Origin of the sequence: Variovorax paradoxus (assembly GCA_016806145.1) — a bacterium.
Classification (GTDB): domain Bacteria; phylum Pseudomonadota; class Gammaproteobacteria; order Burkholderiales; family Burkholderiaceae_C; genus Variovorax.
In genome coordinates, this window is sequence record CP063166.1 from 4,237,337 (window position 1) to 4,258,128 (window position 20,792).

Here is a 20,792-nt window from a genome sequence, read left to right on the forward strand (position 1 = left end):
GCTCACCACTTCACGCGAACGCCTACCCCCGCATTGACCGAGCTGCCCACGCGAGCGACGCCGCCCGAGGCCCACTGCTTGCCGAGCTCGCCATACAGGCTCGTGCGCTGGCTCAGTGCCAGCGTGAAGCCTGCTGCCAGTTCCGTGCTCGTGCCGCCGATCGGTGCGCCCACCGGCGTGATCGCCGCCGGGTTCACGAAGCGCGCGATGTCGTTGCCCTTCGAGCTGCGGTAGACGTTGAGGCGCGCATAGGGCTGCAGCGTGCCCGCGCTTGTCGCGAAGCTGCCCTTGATGCGCACACCAGCGCGTGCGGTCCAGCTGCTGTCGGCGTCCTGCTGCACCAGCGCACCGGGAATCGCCACGTCGTCCAGGCGCAGGCGCTGGTGGATCAGCTGCAGCTGCGGCTCCACCGACCAGCCGCCCGTGCCGAGCGCAAAGGCCTTGCCGACCTCGATCGAGGCCAGGAAGCTGTTGCCCTTGCCCGTGACACCGGCGCTCAGTTGCGGCTGCACCGTGTAGCGATGGCGGCCGGCCTGCAGCACCGTGTCGGCATAGAAGCCGTCATCGCTCGTGAAGGTGCCGTACAGGCCCAGGTACTGGCTGCGCAGGTCGTTGCGGCCTGCAGCGCCGTTCAGGAGGCCGCTGCTGAAGCCACTGACACGCGTATCGCCTTCGAGCTGGCCGACATAGATGCCCGCGCGCCAGTTCGCATTGGCCCACAGGTCGGTACCTGCCTGCAGCCCGCTCACGCGGCCCTCGGCATGCGGCGAGACGGTGCCGCCCTGGCGGATGTCCATGTCGGTGGAGATCAGACGGCCCCAGGCTCGGCGGTTGCCGCCGTCCACGCTCGTGGTGCTTGCACCGCCGCTGCCGCGCACGTCGTCGTCGCCGATGCGCTGGCTCAGGCTGGCCAGCATGCCGAGGTTGCTTTGGCGCAGTTGGTTCGGCAGGGCTGCGAAGAGGGAGGCCTCAGCGCGGTACGTCGGCAGCGAGGCGCCCGGCTCCGCTTCGGTGCGCAGGTACCAGTTCTCGCCCTCGCCGCCCGCATCGCCCGCGTACAGGCGGTACTCGTAGGCACCGGCGTCAACGCGACCGCCCGAGAGCACGAAGGCGTCCTTGCTGGTTTGCGCGGTGGTGGTCGCGCCGTTCTTCGCGCTGATCAGCTCGATGCCTGCGCCGCTGGTGCGTGCGCCCAGGCCGCCGAGGTTGGTGACCTGCACCGTGGTCTTGCCGCTGGCGGATGCGGTGGCGCCGTCGAGCACCAGGCGGTCTGCGATGCCGGGGTTGTCGAGCTTCGCGCCGAGGCGAAGCACGCCGTTGTTGCCGACGTAGGGGCCAGTCAAGGTCAAGGTCGTGCCTGGGACGGTGCCGAGCAAGGAGACCGTGCCCGCGTTGGTCAGGCCGGTCATCTTCTGGCTGAAGCCGCCGAGGTCGAGCGTGGCGCCGCTGGCGACCACAGCGCTCGATGCGGCGCTGAAGGCGTTGGTCGCGCCGGCCTTCAAGGTGCCTGCTGCGATGCGGGTCTCTCCGCTATAGCTGGACGTGCCCGACAGCGTGAGCGTGCCTGCGCCAACCTTGACGAGCGAGCCCGTCGTGCCGGTGATGGCGCCCGAGATCGTGTTGTCAGTGCCGAGAGCACCGGTGGTCAGCGTCTTGGTGCCGAGCACCACATCGCCTGCACCACCAAGCGAGCCGATGCTCGTGCCCGTGGTCGTCAAATCGATGCGCACTTGGCCACCCGCTGCATTGGTCACCGTGGCGCCTGCAGCGCTCGCGATGTCTTGCAGTCGCAAGGTGCCTGCATTGGCGATAGCGAGCTTGCCCGCGTCCGCCTTGCCACCAAACTGCAACGTGGCGCCCGATGCAACGCTTGCCGCGCCGCTGCCGAGTGCGCCTGTCACTTCGGTGGCGAGCGTACCCGCATCTACCAGCGTGCCACCGCTGTAGCTGTTGGCGCTGCTCAAGGTCAAGGTGCCCGTGCCGATCTTGCGCAGCTTGCCCGTGCCGCTCATCGTGCCCGCATAGGTGCCCGCCGTCTTGCCCTGGTCGAAGGCGACCTCCGCGTTGTTGACGATATTGCCTTGCAGGCTCGTCGCACTGCCCTGCAGCACGCCGCCCTTGACGGTGGTACCCCCGGTGTAGGTATTGGCACCGCCCAGGATCAGTCGGCCCGCATCCTCCTTCGAGATACCGCCCGTGCCGCTGAGCGCCACATTGAGGGTTGCGGTCATGGTCGCACCTGCAGCCGTGCCATCCCCCACGCGGATCACCGAGTTGGCGTTGTCCACCACGATGCCGTCACCCTGCACCACATAGCCATCGGTGGCGAACTGCGCACCGGCGATGCGCACCGCGCCGCCAGCCGCATCCACCGTCACGGTGCCGGCCTTGCCGCCGAACACCGCGAACTGGTTCTGCGCCCAGTTGGCGTTGAGCTTGCCGTCCATGTCGGACCAGGCATCCATCGAGGGCTGCGGGTTGCCCACGCGCCAGGTGCCCGAGCCGCCGGCGATCTGACCGTCGTTGTACTTGGTGCTGTCGCCACCATCCCAGAAGTTCAGCGACAGGCCCGCGCGGTTCACCAGGTTCACTTGGTTCGCCACCGAAGTCTGCACCTGCAGGTCCGCCACCTTGGCCGAGCCCGGCACTGTACCGATGTCCAGGCCGTTGTCGGTGAAGCTGCCGCCGTAGCTCATGAGCCTGTAGAGGCCAGGGCCGAAGCTGCCGCCCGCGGATTGCGCGATGTTCAGCGTGCCGTCTAGGTTCAGGTTGCCCGTCACGTTGATCAGGTCGTTGAGCGCGCCGCCAGGAACGCCGGCCTGGCCCAACTCGTAGTTGAGCGTGGAGCCGCCCGCGAGCGTGAGCGCACCGAGCGTCAGCGTGCCCGGGCTGTTGCCCGCAGCGAGGATGCCGCCCTTGTCGATGGTCACCGCGCCAGCGATGCTGCCGCTGCCCGCAAGGGTCGCGCCGCTCTGGACCAGCACCGCGCCCGTGCCCGTCGCACTGCCGCTCTTGTTGTTCACGCTCAGCGTGCCCGCGCCCACCGTGGTGCCACCGGTATAGGTGTTGGCACCGGTCAGCGTCAGCGTGCCAGTCCCCACCTTGACGAGCGCGCCACCCGTACCGCCGATCGTGCCCGACAGCGTGCTGTTGGCATTCAATCCGCCGAGCGTGAGCGCCTTCGCGCCCAGCGCGATGTCGCCCGCGCCACCGAGGGTGCCGATGCTCACGCCCGTCGTGGCCTGGTCGATGCGCACCTGCGCACCGGACGCGTTGCTCACCGTGGCCTTGTCGGCCGTCGCGTCGTCCGCGAAGGCCAGCACGGCGCCCGAGGCATTGACGAGGCTGGCGCTGCCCGCGCTCGCGTTGCCTTGCAGGCGCACCGTGCCGCTGTTGGCGACCGACAGGCTTCCCAGGTCGGCCTTGCCGCCGAACTGCAGCGTGGCGCCCGAGGCCACGCTCGCCGCGCCGCTGCCGAGGGCTCCGGTCACGTCGGTGGCCAGCGTGCCCGCGTCGACGAAGGTGCCGCCTGCGTAGCTGTTCGCGCTGGTCAGGGTCAACGTGCCCGTGCCGATCTTGCGCAGCTTGCCCGTACCGCTCATCGCGCCGGCATAGCTGCCGGCCTTGGCTTGGTCGAACACGACCTCGGCGTCGTTGACGATGCCGCCTTGCAGGCTCGCCGTGTTGCCTTGCAGCACGCCGGCCTTCACGGTCGTGCCGCCGGTGTAGGTGTTGGTGCCGCCGAGGATCAGGCGACCCACGTCGTCCTTCACCAGGCCACCGGCGCCGGTCAGCGCGACGTTCACCGTAGCGCTGCGCGTGACATCGGTACCCGACCCATCGCCCACGCGCACCACCGACCCCGAAGCACCAAGCTCGATCGCATCGCCCTGCAGCACATACCCATCGGCCGCGAACTGCGCGCCGTTGATGCGCACCGTGCCGCCCGCATTGCTGACCGTGACCGTGCCACCCGTGCCGCCGAACACCGCGAACTGATCCTGCGCCCAGGCCGCGTTGATCTTGCCGTCCGCACCGGTCCAACCGTCTCCGGGCACACCGACACGCCAGGTTCCATTGCCCCCGGCGACCTTGCCGTCGTTGTACTTCGTGTTGTCGCCACCATCCCAGAAGTTCAGCGACAGGCCCGCGCGGTTCACCAGATTGACCTGCTGCGCCACCGAGGTCTGCACCTGCAGATCCTTGGCCGCGATCGGCGCGCTGCCGATGTCCAGGCCGTTGTCGGTCAGGCTGCCGGTGTAGTCGATCAGGCGATAGATGCCCGCGCCGAACACGCCGCCCTTCGATTGCGCCACGTTGAGCGTGCCGTCGAGCTGGAGGTTGCCATTGACCTGCACACGGTCATTGAGCGCACCACCGACGGTGTTGGCCTGGCCCAGGTCGTAGTTGAGCACTGCGCCGTCAGCGAGATTCAGGCCGCCGAGCGTCAGCGTGCCGACGCCGCCATTGCCCGCCGACAGGATGCCGCCCTTGGCGATGCTGACCGCACCGCCCACGCTGCCGTTGCCCGCGAGCATGGCGCCGGACGCGACTTGCACGCCGCCGGTGCCCGTCGCACTGCCGCTCGCGTTGTTCACCGCGAGCGCGCCGCCCGCCACCGTCGTGCCACCGGTGTAGGTATTGGCGCCGATCAGGTCGAGCGTGCCGCTGCCCACCTTCACGACCGAGCCACCGTTGCCGCTGATCACGCCCGACACGGTCGTGCTCGTGTTCAGTCCACCCGTGGTCAGCGCCTTCGCGCCCAGCAGCACATCGCCCGCGCCGCCAAGAGCGCCAACATTCACACCAACGCTCGCCTGGTCGATGCGCACCTGCGCCCCGGCCTGGTTCAGCACCGTGGCCTTGTTCGCCGAAGCGTCGTCCGCGAAGGCCAGCACGCCGCCCGCGGCGTTGGTGAGGGTCGACGTGCCCGCGCTAGCCTTGTCCTGGAAGCGCACCGTGCCCTGGTTGCCGATGGCCGTGGTGCCGGCATCGAAACCGCCACCCAGTTGCAGCGTGGCCCCCGCGGCCACGCTGGCCGCGCCGCTGCCGAGCGCACCGGTCACGTCAGTGGTCAAGGTGCCCGCGTCGACGAAGGTGCCGCCGGCATACGCATTGGCCGCGCCGAGCCGCAAGCTGCCCGCGCCGATCTTGCGCAGGCTGCCCGCGCCGCTCACGCTGCCGTTGAGCGCCAGCGTGCGGGCCGCGTCGACGTCGAAGCGGTTGCTGCCCGCCCCCAGGCTCACCGTACGCGCACTGGCGATGTCGCCCGTCACGCGCAAGGTGGTGCCTTCGAGCGCGAGGCCGCCCGCCGCGGCGCCGAGGTTGGCGTCCGACGCGATCTGCAGGATGCCGCCCTTGATGGTCGTGCCGCCGCTGTAGCTGTTGCTGCCGTCCAGCACCAGCGTGCCGAGGTCGTCCTTGACCAGGCCGCCCGCGCCGGTCAGCGAAGACGCAATGGTCGCGGTCATGCCCGTGCCGGCGTTGGTGCCATCGCCCACGCGCACGGTGGTCGCTGCATTGCCGAGCTCGATCTCGTCGCCCTGCACGCGGTAGCCGTTGGTGGCGAACTGCGCACCGTTGATGCGCACCGTGCCGCCCGCGTTGCTGACCGTCACCGTGCCGGCGCTGCCGCCGAACACCGCGAACTGTCCCTGCGCCCACGCCGCGTTGATCTTGCCGTCGGCACCGGTCCAGCCATCGCCCGGCACGCCCACGCGCCAGGTGCCGTTGCCGCCGGCCACCAGGCCGTCGTTGTACTTGCTCGCGTCGCTGCCGTCCCAGAAGTTCAGCGACAGGCCCGCGCGGTTGACCAGGTTGACCTGCTGCGCCACCGAGGTCTGCACCTGCAGGTCGGCCGCAGCACCCGGTGCGGTGCCGATGTCGAGACCGTTGTCCGTCAGGCTGCCCGTGTAGCTGATGAGCCGGTAAAGGCCCGCGCCGAAGCTGCCGCCCGCGGACTGCGCCACGTTGAGCGTGCCGTCGAGCTGCAGGTTGCCGTTGACGTTGACGAGGTCGTTGAGCGGGCCACCCACGGTGTTGGCCTGGCCCAGGTCGTAGTTGAGCACCGCGCCATCGGCGAGGCTCAGGCTGCCGAGCGTCAGCGTGCCCACGCCCCCATTGCCGGCCGACAGCACACCGCCCTTGGCGATGTTCACGGCACCGGCGATGCTGCCATTGCCGGCCAGCGTCGCGCCGCCCTGGATCTGCACCGTGCCCGTGCCGGTCGCGCTGCCGCTCGCGTTGTTGGCCGCGAGCGTGCCGCCCGCCACCGTGGTGCCACCGGTGTAGGTATTGGCGCCACTCAGCGAGAGCGTGCCGCTGCCGACCTTCACGACCGAGCCGCCGCCGCCGCCGCCGCCGCCGCCGCTGATCGTGCCCGACACCGTCGTGCTCGTGTTCAAGCCGCCCGTGGTCAGCGCCTTGGCGCCGAGGAATACGTCACCTGCGCCTTCGAGCGAGCCGATGCCCACGCCCGCATTCGTGAGGCTGCCGATGCGCAGCTGCCCGCCCGCGTTGTTCACCACCGTCGCCTGGTCCGCGCTCGTGCGGTCCGCGAAGCTGATCACACCGCCGTTCTCGTTGACCAGTCGTGCCTGGCCCGCGCTCGCGTCGTCGAGCAGGTCGATGCGACCGCCCGCGAAGTTCGTGATCCGAGCCTTGCCGCCCTCCGCGTTGAACCACAGCGTGGTCGAGCCACCGCGGTTCTCGATCACCGAGCTGCCCGCGCTCGCGCTGTCGCGGAACTCGACCGACGCGTCCTGGTTCGCCGTGATGGTCGCGTTGCCGGCCGAGCTGCTGTCGCGGAAAGCGACGAAGCCGCCGTTGTCGGTCGGTGCACTGCCGCGCTTGGCCAAGGTGATCGCGAGCTTGCCCGCGTCGGCCGTGTTGGTGAAGGCCAGCGAGGCATTTCCCGCCACCGACACCGCTCCCGTGCCCAGCGCATCCGTGACCAGGGCCTCGACCGAGCCCGCGGCGACGTCCGTGCCGCCCACGTAGGCATTGGCCGAGCCGAGTTGCAGGGTGCCCGTGCCGGTCTTGCGCAGGCTGCCTGCGCCGCTGACCATGCCGTTCAGCGCGACGGTCTTGTCGATGTCGAAGTTGTTGCTGCCAGCGCCCAGGCTCACCGCGCGCTTGCTCGCGGTGTCGCCGGTCACATGCAGCGTGGTGCCTTCGAGTGCGAGGCTACCTGCGGCCGCACCGAGGTTCGCATCCGATGCGATCTGCAGCACGCCGCCCTTGATGGTGGTACCGCCGCTGTAGCTGTTGCCGCCCTCGAGCACCAGCGTTCCCAGGTCTTCCTTGACCAGGCTGCCCGCGCCGGTCAGCGACGACGCGATGGTCGCGGTCATGCCGGCACCAGCCGCACTGCCGTCGCCCACGCGCACGGTGGTCGCCGCAGTGCCCAGTTCGATCGCATCGCCCTGCAAGCGGTAACCGTTGGTGGCGAACTGCGCACCGGTGATGCGCACCGTGCCGTTGCCATCGTCCACGTCGACGGTGCCGGCGCTGCTGCCGAACACCGCGAACTGGTCTTGCACCCAGGCCGCATTGATCTTGCCGTCGGCACCGGTCCACCCATCGCCCGGCACGCCCACGCGCCAGGTGCCGCTACCGCCGGCCACCTGGCCATCGTTGTACTTGCTGCTGTCGCCACCGTCCCAGAAGTTCAACGACAAGCCTGCGCGATTGACCAGGTTGACCTGTTGGGCCACCGAAGTCTGGACCTGCAGATCGGTCTTGGCGCTCGGCGTGCTGCCGATGTCGAGACCGTTGTCGGTCAGACCACCGGTGTAGTTGATCAGCCGGTAGATGCCCGCACCGAACTTGCCGCCGGCCGTCTCTGCCACATTGAGCGTGCCGTCGAGTTGCAGGTTGCCATTGACGTTGACGAGGTCGTTGAGCGCACCGCCGGCAACACCGGCCTGGCCCAAGTCGTAGTTGAGCACTGCGCCATCGGCCAGGCTCAGACCGCCCAGCGTCAGCGTGCCCGCACCGCCATTGCCCGCGGAAAGCACGCCGCCCTTGGCGACGTTCACGGCACCCGCGATGCTGCCCGTACCCGCGAGCGTGGCACCCGACTGCACCAGCACCGCACCCGCGCCGGTCGCGCTGCCGCTGGCGTTGCTCGCGCTCAGTGTGCCGCCCGTCACCGTCGTGCCACCGGTGTAGCTGTTGGCGCCGGTGAGCGTCAGCGTCCCGCTGCCCACCTTGACGACCGAACCGTCCGCACCGCCGATCGTTCCCGATACCGTCGTGCTGGTGTTCAGCCCACCGGTGGTCAGCGCCTTGGCGCCCAGCAGTACGTTGCCCGCGCCATCGAGTGCGCCGACGTTCACGCCCGTGGTCGCCTGGTCGATGCGCAGTTGCGCACCGGCCTGGTTGAGCACCTTGGCCTTGGTGGCCGATGCGTCGTCCGCGAAGGCCAGCACGCCGCCCGCGGCATTCGTGATGGTCGAGGTGCCCGCGCTTGCCTTGTCCTGGAAGCGCACGGTGCCCTGGTTGCCGATCGCTGTGCTGCCGGCGTCGAATGCGCCATCCAGTTGCAGCGTGGCACCAGATGCCACGCTCGCCGCGCCGCTGCCGAGCGCGCCAGCCACGCCGGTGGCCAGCGTTCCCACGTCGACGAAAGTACCGCCGGCGTGGTTGTTGGCCGCGCCGAGCCGCAAAGTGCCCGCGCCGATCTTGCGCAGGCTCCCCGCGCCACTTACCGCGCCGTTGAGCGCCAGCGTGCGAGCCGCGTCGATGTCGAAGCTGTTGCTGCCTGTACCCAGACTCACGGTGCGGGTGCCAGCGCTGTCGCCGGTCACGTGCAGAGTGGTGCCTTCGAGCGCGAGGCCGCCCGTGGCCGCGCCGAGGTTCGCATCCGATGCGATCTGCAGGACCCCGCCCTTGATGGTGGTTCCGCCCGCATAGCTGCTGGTGCCGCCCAGCACCAGCGTGCCGAGGTCTTCCTTCACCAATCCGCCCGCGCCAGTCAGCGAAGACGCGATGGTCGCGGTCATGCCAGCACCGGCGTTCGTGCCATCGCCCACGCGCACGGTGGTGGCCGCGCTGCCGAGCGTGATCGCATCGCCCTGCAGGCGGTAGCCGTTGGTCGCGAACTGCGCACCGGTGATGCGCACGGTGCCATTGGCATCGTCCACGTCGACAGTGCCAGCGACACCACCGAACACCGCGAACTGCCCCTGCGCCCAGGCCGCGTTGATCTTGCCGTCCGCACCGGTCCAGCCATCGCCCGGTATACCCACGCGCCAGGTGCCGCTGCCGCCGGCCACCAGGCCGTCGTTGTACCTGGTGCTGTCGCCGCCGTCCCAGAAGTTCAGCGACAGGCCCGCGCGATTGACCAGGTTGACCTGCTGGGCCACCGAGGTCTGCACCTGCAGGTCGGCCGCCGCGCCCGGCGCCGCGCCGATGTCGAGACCGTTGTCGGTCAACCCGCCCGTGTAGTTGATGAGCCGGTAGATGCCCGCGCCGAACTTGCCGCCGGCCGTCTCGGCCACATTGAGCGTGCCATCGAGCTGCAGGTTGCCGTTGACGTTGACGAGGTCGTTGAGCACGCCGCCCGCAACGCCCGCCTGTCCCAGGTCGTAGTTGAGCACCGCACCTTCGGCCAGGCTCAGGCCGCCCAGCGTCAGCGTGCCCGCGCCGCCATTGCCCGCGGACAGCACGCCGCCCTTGGCAACGTTCACCGTCCCCGCGATGCTGCCGGTGCCCGCCAGCGTGGCACCCGACTGCACCTGCACGGCGCCCGTGCCGGTTGCGCTGCCGCTTGCATTGTTCGCGGCCAGCGTGCCGCCCGCCACGATGGTCGCGCCGGTGTAGGTGTTCGCGCCGCTCAGCTCGAGCGCGCCATTGCCCACCTTGATGACGGAGCCGCCGGCGCCGCCGATCGTGCCCGACACCGTGGTGCTGGCGTTCAGCCCACCGGTCGTCAGCGCCTTCGCGCCCAGCAGCACGTCGCCCGCGCCATCGAGTGCGCCGACGTTCACGCCCGCTGTCGACTGGTCGATGCGCAGTTGCGCGCCGGCCTGGTTGAGCACCGTGGCCTTGGTGGCCGATGCGTCGTCCGCGAAGGCCAGCACGCTGCCCTTGGCATTCGTGATGGTGGACGTGCCCGCGCTGGCCTTGTCCTGGAAGCGCACGGTGCCCTGGTTGCCGATGGCCGTGGTGCCGGCGTCGAATGCGCCATCCAGTTGCAAGGTGGCGCCCGAAGCCACGCTCGCTGCGCCGCTGCCAAGTGAACCGGTCACGTCGGTGGCCAGCGTGCCGACATCGACGAAGGTACCGCCCGCGTAGTTGTTGGCAGCGCCGAGCCGCAAGGTGCCCGCGCCGATCTTGCGCAGGCTGCCCGTGCCGCTGACAGTGCCGTTCAGCGCGACGGTCTTGTCGATGTCGAAGTTGTTGCTGCCCGCGCCCAGGCTCACGGTGCGTGTGCCGACGGTGTCACCCGTCACATGCAGAGTGGTGCCCTCGAGCGCGAGCCCGCCGACGGCCGCGCCGAGATTTGCATCGGATGCGATCTGCAGCACGCCGCCCTTGATGGTGGTACCGCCGCTGTAGCTGTTGCTGCCATCGAGCACCAGCGTGCCCAGATCTTCCTTGACCAATCCGCCCGCGCCGGTCAGCGACGACGCGATGGTCGCGGTCATGCCGGCACCGGCCGCGCTGCCGTCACCGACGCGCACCGTGGTCGCTGCAGAGCCCAGCTCGATCGCATCGCCCTGCACGCGATAGCCGTTGGTCGCGAACTGCGCACCGGTGATGCGCACGGTGCCGTTGTCGTCGTTGACGTCGACGGTGCCGGCGCTGCTGCCGAACACCGCGAACTGGCCCTGGGCCCAGGCCGCGTTGATCTTGCCGTCGGCGCCAGTCCAGCCGTCGCCTGGAACGCCCACACGCCAGGTGCCGTTGCCGCCAGCTACCTGGCCATCGTTGTACTTGCTTGCGTCGCCGCCGTCCCAGAAGTTCAATGACAGGCCCGCGCGATTGACCAGGTTGACTTGCTGGGCCACCGAAGTCTGGACCTGCAGGTCGGTCTTGGCGCTCGGCGTGCTGCCGATGTCGAGACCGTTGTCGGTCAAGCCACCGGTGTAGTTGATGAGTCTGTAGATACCCGCGCCAAACACCCCGCCCTTCGACTGCGCCACATTGAGCGTGCCGTCGAGCTGCAGGTTGCCGTTGACGTTGACGAGGTCGTTGAGCGCACCACCGGCAACACCGGCCTGGCCCAGGTCGTAGTTGAGCACCGCGCCATCGGACAAGTTCAAGCTGCCAACCGTCAGCGTGCCCGCACCGCCATTGCCCGCGGACAGCACACCGCCCTTCGCGATGTTCACCGCGCCCGCAATGCTGCCGGTGCCCGCGAGCGTGGCACCCGACTGCACTTGCACCGCCCCGCTACCGGTCGCGCTGCCGCCCGTGTTGTTCGCGGCCAGCGTGCCGCCCGTCACCGTCGTGCCGCCGGTGTAGGTGTTGGCACCGCTCAGCGAGAGCGTGCCGCTGCCCACCTTGATGACTGAGCCACCCGCGCCACTGACCGTGCCAGACAGCGTCGTGCTGGTGTTAAGCCCGCCCGTGGTCAGCACCTTCGCGCCCAGCAGCACGTTGCCCGCGCCGCTGACCGCACCGACGTTCACGCCGGTTGTCGCCTGGTCGATGCGCAGCTGCGCGCCCGATTGGTTGAGCACCGTGGCCTTGTTGGCCGATGCGTCGTCCGCGAAGGCCAGCACGCCACCCTTGGCATTGGTGATCGTCGAGGTGCCCGCGTTCGTCTTGTCCTGGAAGCGCACCGTGCCCTGATTGCCGATCGCCGTGGTTCCGGCATCGAAGCCGCCATCCAGTTGCAAGGTGGCGCCCGAAGCCACGCTCGCCGCGCCGCTGCCCAGAGCGCCCGTCACGCCAGTGGCCAATGTGCCCGCGTCGACGAAGGTGCCGCCCACGTAGCCATTGGCCGCACCGAGCCGCAAGGTGCCCGCGCCGATCTTGCGCAGGCTGCCCGCGCCGCTGATCGCGCCATTCAACGCGACGGTCTTGTCGATGTCGAAGTTGTTGCTGCCCGCACCCAGGCTCACGGCGCGCGCACTGGCGGTGTCGCCCGTCACGTGCAACGTGGTCCCTTCGAGCGCGAGCCCTCCCGCGGCCGCACCGAGGTTCGCGTCCGAAGCGATCTGCAGCACGCCGCCCTTGATGGTCGTGCCTCCGCTGTAGCCGTTGCTGCCGTCCAGTACCAGCGTGCCCAGGTCTTCCTTGACCAGGCCGCCGGTGCCGGTCACCGAGGACGCGATGGTCGCCGTCATGCCCGCGCCGGCCGCGCTGCCATCGCCCACGCGCACGGTGGTGGCCGCGCCGCCGAGTTCGATCGCATCGCCCTGCAGGCGATAGCCGCCTGTAGCGAACTGCGCACCGGTGATACGCACCGTGCCATTGCCATCGTCGACATCGACGGTGCCCGCGACACCACCGAACACCGCGAACTGGTTCTGTGCCCAGGCCGCGTTGATCTTGCCGTCCACCCCGGTCCAGCTGTCGCCCGGCACGCCCACGCGCCAGGTACCCGAGCCGCCGGCGATCTGACCGTCGTTGTATTTGCTCGCGTCGCTGCCGTCCCAGAAGTTCAGCGACAGGCCCGAGCGGTTCACGAGATTGACCTGCTGGGCCACCGAGGTCTGTACTTGCAGGTCGGTCTTCGAACCCGGCGCCGTGCCGATATCCAGGCCGTTGTCTGTCAGCCCACCCGTGTAGTTGATGAGCCTGTAGATACCCGCGCCGAACACCCCGCCCTTCGACTGCGCCACATTGAGCGTGCCATCGAGCTGCAGGTTGCCGTTGACATTGACCAGGTCGTTGAGCGCCCCACCGGCCACGCCCGCTTGTCCCAGGTCATAGTTGAGCACCGCGCCATTGGCGAGACTCAGGCTGCCGACCGTCAGCGTGCCCGCACCGCCATTACCAGCCGACAGCACACCTCCCTTGGCGATATCGACGGCGCCCGAGATGCTGCCCGTGCCCGCGAGCGTCGCACCCGACTGCACCTGCACCGCACCCGCGCCGGTCGCGCTGCCGCTCGCGTTGTTCGCGGCCAGCGTGCCGCCCGCCACCGTCGTACCGCCGGTGTAGGTGTTGGCGCCGCTCAGCGAGAGCGTGCCGCTGCCCACCTTGACGATCGAGCCACCAATGCCCGACCCGGGCTGCGCGAAGACGCTGCCCTTGTCGCTCACGACGCCCGAGATCGTGTCGCCCGCGTTCAGCCCACCGAGCGTGAGCTGCGTGGCACCGAGCACGACCCCGCCCGCGCCCGACAGCGAACCGAGCTCGACGCCGGTCTTCGAGGTCGAGCCCGAGACATCGACCACGCCGCCCGCGGCATTGGCCAGCGTCGACTTCGCGCCGCTGGCGCCATCGAGGAACGCCACCAGGCCACCGGAGGCGTTGGCGATCTTCGCGCCGCCGGCCGTGGCGCTCCCGGCGAAGGCCAGCAGGCCCTTGTCGCCGTTGGAGATCGTCGCCGTTCCCGCGCTGGAGGCGCCGACGAAACGAATCGCGCCGCCCGCGTTGGCGAGGGTCGCGCTGCCCGCGCTGGCGCTGGTGCCGAACCGCAGTTCGTTCGTCGTCGCCGACTGCCAGCCCTTGCCGTTGACCACGATGTTCGCGGCGGCGGCCGTCGCGGTCTGTCCGAACGCGAGCAGGTTGCCGTCGTCGCTCGAACCCGCCCGGCCGACCGCGTAGCCATTGCTGCCGCCGCTGGCCGATCCGAGCAGGGTCAACGTGGTGTCGTTGCCCTGCTGCAGCACCGCGCCGCTGCCGAGCGCGCCGCTGGCGGTGGTGGTGATGGCCGCGCCGTCGCGCAGCACCGTGCCGCCGCTGTAGCTGCCGGCCTGCGCCAAGCTCAGCGTGCCGCCCTTGCCGGTGACCGTGAGCGCGCCCTTGCCGCTGACCGCGCCGCCGATGCCGAAGCTGTTGCTGCCCAGGTCGACGGTGCCGCCGCCCGTGCCGAGCGCCACGGCGCGCGTGCTCACGAAAGGCGCGGCGCCCGCGCCGATGCGCAGGGTGCCGCCATCGAGGCCGAGGCCCGTTCCGGCCTTGCCGAGGTTGGCGTCGGCCGTGATCTGCAGCACGCCGCCCTTGACCGTGGTGCCGCCCGCATAGCTGTTGGCGCCGCCGAGCACCAGCGTGCCCAGGTCGTCCTTCACGAGGCCGCCGGTGCCCGTGAGGGCCGCGTCGATGGTCGCGCTCATGCCCGCGCCCGCGGCGGTGCCATCGCCGACGCGGATGACGGAGCCCGCCGTGTTCATCGTCAGCGCATCGCCGCCGATGGTGTAGCCGTCGACCGCGAACTGCGCGCCGCCGATGCGCACCGCGCCGGCCGCGCCGTTGTTGTCGACCGTGACGGTGCCGGCCTTGCCGGCGAACACCGCGAAGCCGTCCTGCAACCAGGTGCCGTTGGCCAGCCCGTTGGCATCGGTCCAGTAGTCGCCCGGGCCGCCCGCGCGCCAGGTGCCCGTGCCGCCGGCGATCTTGCCGTCGTTGACGCTGGCGGCGTTGCCGCCGTCCCAGAGGTTCAGCACCAGCCCGTTGGTGTTGAGCAGGTTGACCTGGTTGGCCACCGAGGTCTGCACGAACAGCTTGCCGGTGTCGCTCGGCGCGGTGCCGATGTCCAGGCCGTTGTTGGTCAGCGTGCCCGTGTAGTTGATCAGGCGGTAGAGACCCGCGCCGAACTTGCCGCCCGCGGTCTCCGCCACGTTGAGCGTGCCGTCGAGCCGCAGGTTGCCGTTGACGTTGATCAGGTCGTTGAGCGAGCCGCCGGCCACGCCGGCCTGGCCCAGCTGGTAGTTCAGCACCGAACCCGCATTGAGGGCCAGGCCGCCCACGGTCAGCGTGCCCGCGCCGTTGCCGGGGTTCACCGCGCCGCCGTTCGCCACCGTGACCGTGCCGGCGATGGTGCCCGTGCCGGCCAGCGTCGCGCCCGCCTGCACCTGCACCGCGCCCGTGCCGGTCGCGCTGCCGCTCTTGTTGGTCACGCTCAGCGTGCCCGCGGCCACCGTCGTGCCGCCGGTGTAGCTGTTGGCGCCGCTCAGCGTGAGCGTGCCGGCGCCGACCTTAACGATCGAGCCGCCGGTGCCCGAGCCCGGCTGCGCGAAGACGCTGCCCTTGTCGCTGACCACGCCCGAGAGCGTGTCGCTGCCGCCGAAGCCGCCCACGGTGAGGCGCGTGGCACCGAGCACCACCGCGCCCGAGCCCGAGAGCGAACCGAGTTCGACGCCGGTCGGCGCGGTCGAGCCCGAGACATCGACCGTGCCCGTCGACTTGACGACGGTGCCCGTGGTGCCCGTCGCGGTGCCGGCGAACTGCAGCATGCCGCCCTGGTTGTCGATCGCCGCCTTGGCCGCCGAGGACGCACCGATGAAGGACAGCAGGCTGTTGGCGCCGTTGGCGATCGTCGCGCTGCCCGCGCTCGACTTCGCCGCGAAGACGACCGCCGCGCCCTTGTTGTTGATCGTGGCGCTGGCGCCGACGGCGCCGTCGAGGAACTGCAGCGAGTTCCGGTCGGGGTCCTGCCAGCCCGCGCCGAACAGCGCGATCTTCGCCGCGGCGGCCGTCGCATTCTGCGCGAAGGCCAGCGTGTTGCCGCCGGACACGCCGGCCGTGCCGACGATGTAGTTGTTGGAACCGGCGCCGCCGCCGGCGGAGAAGACGAGCGTGGTGTCGGTATCGACCTGCCGCACGTCGCCGCTGCCCAGCGCGCCGGCCGCAAAGGCCGTGATGCCGGCGCCGCCGCGCAGCGAGGTACCGCCCGCGAAGCTGTTGGCCTTGGAGAGCAGCAGCGTGCCGCCCTTGCCGGTGACGTCGAGCGCGCCCTTGCCGCTGACCACGCCGTCGACCTCGTAGGCGTTGTTCGCCAGGTCCAGCGTGCCGCCGCCCGTGCCGAGCGCGATGTCGCGCGTGGTGCTCAGCGGGCCCGAGCCCGCGGCGATGGCCAGGGTGCCGCCGTCGAGCGCGAGGTCGCCGGTGGCGGCGCCGAGGTTGGCATCGGAGGAGATCCGCAGCACGCCGGCCTTCACCGTGGTGCCGCCGCCATAGCTGTTCTTGCCGCTCAGCACCAGCGTGCCGCCGTCGTCCTTCACCAGGCCGCCGGCACCGCCGATCGCGGCGGCGATGGTGGCGCTCATGCCCGTGCTCGCCGCGGTGCCGTCGCCCACGCGCACCACGGTGGCGGGCGCATCGATGGTGAGCGGGCTGCCGTTCACCGTGTAGCCGGTGACCGCGAACTGCGCGCCGCCCATGCGCACCGCGCCGCCGGGGCCGGTGTTGTCGACCGTGACGGTGCCGGCCTTGCCCGCGAAGATCGCGAAGCCGCCCTGCTGCCAGCTCGCGTTGAGCTTGCCGTCGATGCCGGTCCAGTTGGTCGACGGTCCGCCCGCGCGCCAGGTGCCGCTGCCGCCGCTGACCTTGCCGTCGTTGATGTTGGCGCTGCTCGCGCCGTCCCACAGGTTGAGCGTGAGGCCGTTGGCGTTCAGCAGGTTGACCTGGTTCGCGATCGAGGTCTGCACCTGCAGGTTGGCGACGCTCGTGGGCGCGGTGCCGATGTCCAGGCCGTTGTCGGTCAGCGTGCCGGTGTAGTTGATGAGGCGGTACAGCCCCGCGCCGAACTTGCCGCCGGCCGTCTGCGCCACGTTGAGCGTGCCGTCGAGCTGCAGGTTGCCGTCGACGTTGATCAGGTCGTTGAGCGAGCCGCCGGCCACGCCGGCCTGGCCGAGGTCGTAGTCGAGCACCGCGCCGCTGGCCAGGCTCAGGCCGCCCAATGTCAGCGTACCGGCACCTCCATTGCCAGCCGACAGCACGCCGCCCTTGGCCACGCTCACCGTGCCCGCGATGCTGCCCGTGCCCGCGAGCGTCGCGCCCGACTGCACCTGGACCGCGCCCGTGCCCGTGGCGCTGCCGCTCGCGTTGTTGGCGGCCAGCGTGCCCGCCGCCACGGTGGTGCCGCCGGTATAGGTGTTGGCGCCCGTCAGCGCGAGCGTGCCCGTGGCGACCTTGACCACCGAGCCGCCCGTGCCCGCGCCCGGCTGCGCGAAGGCGCTGCCCTTGTCGCTGACGATGCCCGAGATCGTGCCGCTGGCGTTCAGGCCGCCCAGCGTGAGCCGCGTGGCGCCCAGCACCACGTTGCCCGCGCCCGAGAGCGCGCCGAGCGAGGTGCCCGTCTTGGCGGTCACGCCCGAGACGTCGACCACGCCGCCCGCGGCATTGGTCAGCGTCGCGTTCGCGCCCGTCGAACTCTCGGCGAAGTAGACCGTGCCGCCCTTCGCATTGGCGATCTTCGAGCTGCCTGCCGTCGCCGAGTCGGCGAAGCTCACGAGGCCGTTGGCGCCGTTCGAGATCGTCGCGCTGCCCGCGCTCGCGCTCTGCTGGAAGGAGACCGCGCCGCCCTGGTTGCCGATGGTGGACGTGCCGGCGCTGGAGGTGTCGCCGAACTGCACCGCATTCGCCGTGGCCGATTGGCCGCCGGCGCCGTTCACGTCGATGTCGGCGCTGCCGGCCGTCGAGTTCTGCGTGAAGACCAGGCGGTTGTCGCTGTCGGCGATGCCGGCGCGCCCCACGGTGTAGCTGTTGCCGCCCGCGCTGGCCGCGTTGAGGAAGCTCACGCGCGTGCCGCTGCCCTGCTGGCGCACCGCGCCGCTGCCGAGGGCGCCGCTCGCGCCGGCGGTCACGCCCGCGCCACCCTGGACCACGGTGCCGCCCTTGTAGCTGCTGGCCACCGCCAGGTTCAGCACCCCACCCTTGCCGGTGACGCTCAGCGCACCGTTGCCGCCGATGGCACCGCCGAAGCCCCAGGTCGAATTGCCCAGGTCGATGGTGCCACCGCCCGCGCCCAGCGCCAGCGCGCGCGCGCTGGCGAGCGACCCGCTGCCCGTTGCGATGCGCAGGGTGCCGCCGTCGAGCGCCAGGCCCTTGCCGGCCGCGCCGAGGTTGTTGTCGGCCGAGAACTGCAGGATGCCGTCCTTGACCGTGGTGCCGCCCGTGTAGCTGTTCTTGCCGCTGACGATCAGCACGCCGCCGTCGTCCTTGACCAGCCCGCCGGTGCCGCCGATCGCGGCCGCGATGGTCGCGGTCATGCCCGCGCTCGCGGCCGTGCCGTCGCCCACGCGCACCACGGTGTTCGCCGCGTTGATGGTGAGCGGGGCGCCGTTGATCGTGTAGCCGTCGACCGCGAACTGCGCGCCGCCGATGCGCACCGCGCCGCCCGCGCCGTCGTTGGCGACCGTGACGGTGCCGGCCTTGCCGCTGAACACCGCGAAGCCGTCCTGCACCCAGGTGCCGTTGGCCAAGCCGTTGGCATCGGTCCAGTTGTCGCCGGGCGAGCCGGCGCGCCAGGTGCCGCTGCCGCCTTCGACCTGGCCGTTGTTGAAGGCCGCGGCGCTGCCGCCGTCCCACAGGTTGAGCGTGAGCCCGCCGGTATTGACCAGGTTGACCTGGTTGGCCGTGTTCGTCTGCAGCGTGAGGTAGCTCAGCGGGGTCGGCGCGCTGCCGATGCTCATCGCATTGGCGGTGAGCGTGCCCGTGTAGTTGATGAGCCGGTAGATGCCCGCGCTGAAGCTGCCGCCGGCCGACTGCGAGAGGTTGAGCGTGCCCGCCAGCGCGAGATTGCCGTTGACGGTCAGCAGGTCGTTGAACGCACCGCCGACCACGCCCGCCTTGCCGAGCTGCATCTCGAGCGTCGAGCCCGCGGCGAGCGTGAGCGCGCCGGTGCTCAGCGCGCCCACGCCGCCATTGCCGATCGACAGGCGCGCGCCCGCCGCCACGTTCACCGGGCCCGCGATTGCGCCGCTGCCCACGAGCGCCGCGCCCGCCTGCACCTGCACCGCGCCCGTGCCCGTGGCGCTGCCGCTCTTGTTGTTGATGCTCAGCGTGCCCGCGGCCACCGTGGTGCCGCCGGTGTAGGTGTTCGCGCCGCCCAACTGGAGCGTGCTGGTGCCCTGCTTCACGATGCCGCCGTCGCCCGAGATCGGGCCGTTGAGCGTCAGGGTCGGACCGGAGATGGCCAGCAGGTTTGCCTTGCCGATGACGAAGGCATTGCCCAGCGTCAATGCCGCGTTGCCCGACAGCGCCGTGTCGCCCTCGATCGACACCGCGCCCGTGCCCAGCGCGGTGTTGCTGCCGAGCACGACCGTGTTGTCTGCGAAGCGCGTGCCGCCCGCGTAGCCGTTGTTGCCGAGCAGCGAGACCTTGCCGCCGATGCCGCGCAGGTCGAGCGAACCCGCGCCCGAGACCGTGCCGTTGAAGCTCACCGCGCCCGGCGTCTGCACGCTGAGCACGCCGGTGCCGGCGCTGGTGTTCAGGCCGACCGCATTGAGCGCGAGCGCGCCCGGGCTGGTGAGCGTGACCGCGCCGCCGATGTCGAGCGCGGCAGCGCCGATCGCCTTGGTGCTCGCGGCCTGCAGCGTGCCGGCGTTGGCGGTGAAGCTGCCGCTGAAGCCGCTGTTGTTGCCGCTCAGCGTGAGCGTGCCGGTGCCGCTCTTGATCAGCGTGCCGTCGCCGCTGAAGTCGCTGGCAATCGTGGTGCTGGTGTTGTCGGCCATGCGCAGCGAGGAGCCGGCCGCGAGCGCGACCTTGCTGCCCGCCACGCCCGTGAGGTTGCCTACGACGGCATTGCCCGAATCGGTGTGCAGCAGCGTGCCCGCGGCCAGGCTGAGCGCGGTGCCGCCGCCGAAGCTGCCGCCCGTGGCGAAGCCCAGCGCGCCAGCGTTGACCGTCGCGGTGCGCGGCGCCATCGAGCGGTTGATCACCCAGTCGCCGCTGTCGTTCTTGATCAGGTCGCCGCCGAAGGTGGTGGTGCCCGTGGCCGCCTGCGAATAGAGCTGCGTGCCCGCGCCCGTCAGCGTCAGCGTCGACCCCGCCTGGGAACCGATGCTGAGGTCGCCCGAGATCTGGCTGCCCACACGCAAGGTGACCCGTTGCACCAGGCCGTTTTCGAGGAAGACGCTGCCTTGCAGCAGGCCGCCGTTGTCGAGGGTGATCGAGGTCGCCTGGCCGTAGATGCTGGCGGCGGCGCCCGAGATGGTGGAGCCCAGCGTGTTGGTGATGCTGGCGCTGCCGCCGCCGAAGCCCAGGCCGAGATAGCCGCCCGTGCTGCTGATGCGGCTGTTGCCGGTGTTGACGATCGTGCCGCCGCCGTAGATCAGGGCACCCGCGACGCCCTCGATGATGCCGCCGTTCGAATTGGTCAGCGTGACCGGCCCGCCCGTCACCTGGATCGCGCGGTCGGTGCTGCGGATGATGCCGCCGTCGTTGTTGATGACCGCGTTGCCGCCGATCACCACGCCCGACGTGCCGCTGATCGTGCCGGTGTTGTTGACCGTGATGTTGGCGCCCGTGTAGATGCCCCAGGTGCCGTCGCCGAGCTTGGCGATCTCGCCGCTGTTGTTGATCGTGCCGCCGTTCGAAACGCCGACCCAGCCCGGCGTGGTGCCCGTGCAGGTGAGCACGTTGCCCGCGAGCGTGCACACCGCCCAGGCGGTTCCACTCAGCAGGAAGAGCGGCACGCCCAGCAGCGGTGCTGCCAGGCTCGCGCCGGTCAGCGCACGCCGGCCACCGCTGCGCTTGCCGCGCGCGCGCGCCGTCTCGCAGACCGCCACCCAGGCTCCGAGCGCTGCGTTCCAGATGGTTTTGTAGACGACATTCATCAACGGTTCTCCGTGGGCCGTGCGCGCAAGGTGCCTCGGCAAAGATCAGATCGGGAGCGGCAGGCGGGAGGCGCGGTCATTCCCATGCGTGGCGCACGGGCGCCAGGCGTG

At 70.6% G+C, this 20,792-nt stretch carries 1 protein-coding gene and 3 pseudogenes; all 4 read right to left on the bottom strand.

Features of this window, described 5'->3' with window-relative positions:
• Positions 1 to 2 precede the first annotated feature (2 nt).
• The 4 genes and pseudogenes from INQ48_19860 to INQ48_19875 all read right to left on the bottom strand — a co-directional run bounded on the left by INQ48_19860 (position 3) and on the right by INQ48_19875 (position 20,681).
• Positions 3 to 10,640: an autotransporter-associated beta strand repeat-containing protein gene (locus tag INQ48_19860; protein ID QRF60815.1), complete on the bottom strand. Its 10,638-nt coding sequence runs from the start codon at positions 10,638 to 10,640 to the stop codon at positions 3 to 5.
• A gap of 786 nt (positions 10,641 to 11,426) precedes the next feature.
• Positions 11,427 to 12,023: pseudogene (locus tag INQ48_19865) on the bottom strand (autotransporter-associated beta strand repeat-containing protein).
• A 144-nt stretch (positions 12,024 to 12,167) separates the two neighbouring features.
• A pseudogene (locus tag INQ48_19870) lies at positions 12,168 to 12,299 on the bottom strand (autotransporter-associated beta strand repeat-containing protein).
• Between the two features lie 786 nt (positions 12,300 to 13,085).
• A pseudogene (locus INQ48_19875) lies at positions 13,086 to 20,681 on the bottom strand (autotransporter-associated beta strand repeat-containing protein).
• Positions 20,682 to 20,792: the final 111 nt, after the last annotated feature.